Origin of the sequence: Pseudoalteromonas sp. TAE56, assembly GCF_000497955.1 — a bacterium.
In the GTDB taxonomy this organism is placed as follows: Bacteria; Pseudomonadota; Gammaproteobacteria; order Enterobacterales; family Alteromonadaceae; genus Pseudoalteromonas.
The window spans coordinates 1-2571 of record NZ_AUTN01000023.1 but is presented as its reverse complement, the minus strand read 5'-3'; the positions used below and the strand labels follow the sequence as shown (position 1 = coordinate 2571).

At 43.1% G+C, this 2571-nt stretch carries 2 protein-coding genes; both read right to left on the bottom strand.

What is annotated here, in order from left to right; genetic code table 11:
* Positions 1-1264 (bottom strand): Na+/H+ antiporter NhaC family protein (locus L656_RS0100815; RefSeq protein ID WP_024597818.1); only part of this gene is annotated, 1264 nt, incomplete at its 3' end.
* A gap of 191 nt (positions 1265-1455) precedes the next feature.
* Positions 1456-2571: penicillin binding protein PBP4B (pbp4b, locus tag L656_RS0100810; RefSeq protein ID WP_024597817.1), on the bottom strand; the 1116-nt coding region annotated here is incomplete at its 5' end.

Genomic DNA, 2571 nt, shown 5'->3' with positions numbered 1-2571 from the left:
TAGCCGATACAGCGCTGGTGTCGGATATAGGCGAGCAATGATCGCCAAATATACCACCACCTAAAATAGCACCTACCACAAGCGATGGCGGTAAACCTAGCGCTTGAATAAGTGGCACACCAATTGGGATTAATATAGCAAACGTACCCCACGATGTACCTGTAGTAAACGACATTACCGCACCAGTTAAAAACAGCACCGGTACTATTAAGTAAATAGGTAAGTAGTCGCCGACAAGTGACGCTACAAATACCCCAGTGCCAAGCTCTTTAAGACTTGCGCCGAGTGTAAGCGAAAGCAGCACAATGGCGACCAATGGCATTAATTCGCCCATGCCTTTAAAGCCTGTATCAACTAATTGATGGTGCGTAAATTTACGCGAGCCAATCATTAAAAAGTAAGCCACAACAATGGCTAAAACTGTTGCGTATAATACTGATTTAGAGCCACTGCCCTCTGCCAACACACCATTACCGGTGTAATACATAAAGCCAACCATGCTGGTAATAAGCGTAATAAGCGGGATTAACATGTAACGCGCTTTAGAGGCTTTTATTTCATCTTTTACGTCGGTTGTTTGAAGCTCTAGTTTTTCTTCGGCTTCTTTCATTGGGCCGTGCACTTTATCGAACGCGATTGTGTAAAAAACAATGGCAAGGGTAATTATGGCGTAAAAGTTATACCCTACGCTGCCCCACAATACCGATACAGCCGACTCACCTAGCTCGTAGTTACCTAACAAACCAAGTACAAATGCACCCCAGCCGTTAAGTAGTATTAAAATACACACTGGCGCACTGGTGCTGTCAATAATGTACGCTAAACGCGCTCGGCTCATTTTAAATTTGTCGAACAAGCCACGCGATAAAATACCTGAGGTAAGTACGCTCAAGTTAGATTCTATAAACACCGCAATACCGGTAAACATGGTTAAAAAGCCCACTTGGCGCTTACTTTTTGCAATGCCTTTGTTCATTAGCATATTAACAGTTGCTGCAACGCCGCCAGATTCGCGAATGTAGGCAAGCAATGCACCAATTAAAATACTAAATATTAGTATGCGTGTATTACCTGGCGAGCTGGCAACCGAAATAATACGTTCAATGGTATTTAAAAAAGTATCAAACACGCTATTACCTTCGCCCTGAAAGGCGAGTAAAAACTCAGAAGAAGCAACGGCAACAAGTAGTGCCATAATCACTTCTTTTCGCCAAAACACGATAGCAATCGCAATTAGCGGCGGTAAAATAGAATACCAATGCATAAAAAGTTAACCTTAGTTATTAGCGAGTAAACCTCGCTTTGTACGCGTTTTAACGCTTATTTGTTAAGCCTAACAACATAAACCGGCTTAGTTTTATAGACCGCTTAGCTTAATGGATTGGCTTACTCAAGTCACCTGTAAATAAATCACTTAAGGTGGCACAGTTAGTACGTTTTAACCTATACGATAGCTTATTGATTTAGTAACGCTTCGTAAATAAGCGAGACCACCGATCCGTACTGCGCGGTTTCAAATTGTTTGCCTATAAATTCGTAACGTTTTTGCGAGCCTTTAATTGCGCTATGGCGAGCATTAGTAAGTAAAACAATAGCCAAGTCGTAGGCGGGGTCTATTACGGTTACTGTGCCTGTCCAACCGGTGTGGCCATAAGCCTGCGCGCTTGCATAAGGACCAAAGTGCCAACGCCTTGCTTGGTTATTACCGGCAAGCCTAAAGCCAAGCCCGTAGGTTTCATCGCTTGATTGCGGCGTTAAAAATTGCGCTAAAGCGCTTGCACTAAATAATTGTTGGTCGCCGTAGCCACCATTATTTAATAATAGCTGGCAAAGCACGGCTAAGTCGTGGGCGTTACTAAATAGCCCCGCATGCCCTGCTACGCCATCAAGTGAATAATAAGCGCGCTCGTCATGCACTTGGCCTTGTAAAACATTGGTGCGAACATTATCAAACTTAATACGCCCGTCTCGTGTGTTGCCGCTAAGCTCAGTGGCTGCAAATTGCTGCGGCTTAAAGCCTTTTTTAAGTGGATTAAATAACGTGTTAGTTAATTTTAGTGGCGCATACACTTGCTGCTCTAGGTATTCGTCAAGAGGCTGCCCTGTAACGCGCTCAATTAGTACGCCTAAAATCATGTAATCAATATCTGAGTAAACATGCTGCCCAGATAATTTACTGCTAAAAGGCACGCTGGTAAGTAATAGCTGCTTAGTGGTTTTACTGTTTTGCGAATAAAACGCGTCGCCATAGCTGCCATCTTTGCGATGGAAGTCAAATACTGGCGGGTATCCGGCGCTGTGAGTGAGTAACTCTTTTACTGTACGTTGTACTCGCCCTTCGCCTTTATACTCGCTTAGGTAGCTTTGCACGGGTTTATTAATATTTAATAGCCCTTCGCTTACTAATTTCATAAGTGCAAAGTTGGTGGCAAATATTTTGGTGTTTGAGGCCAAATCAAACAAGGTATTAGTTTGCATTGGCTCTGGGCGAAGTAGCATTAAGTCACTTTGCTGATATTGTTTTGCATCGCCATAGGCGGTTAACTTTATTAGCTCTCCATTTTTAACAAC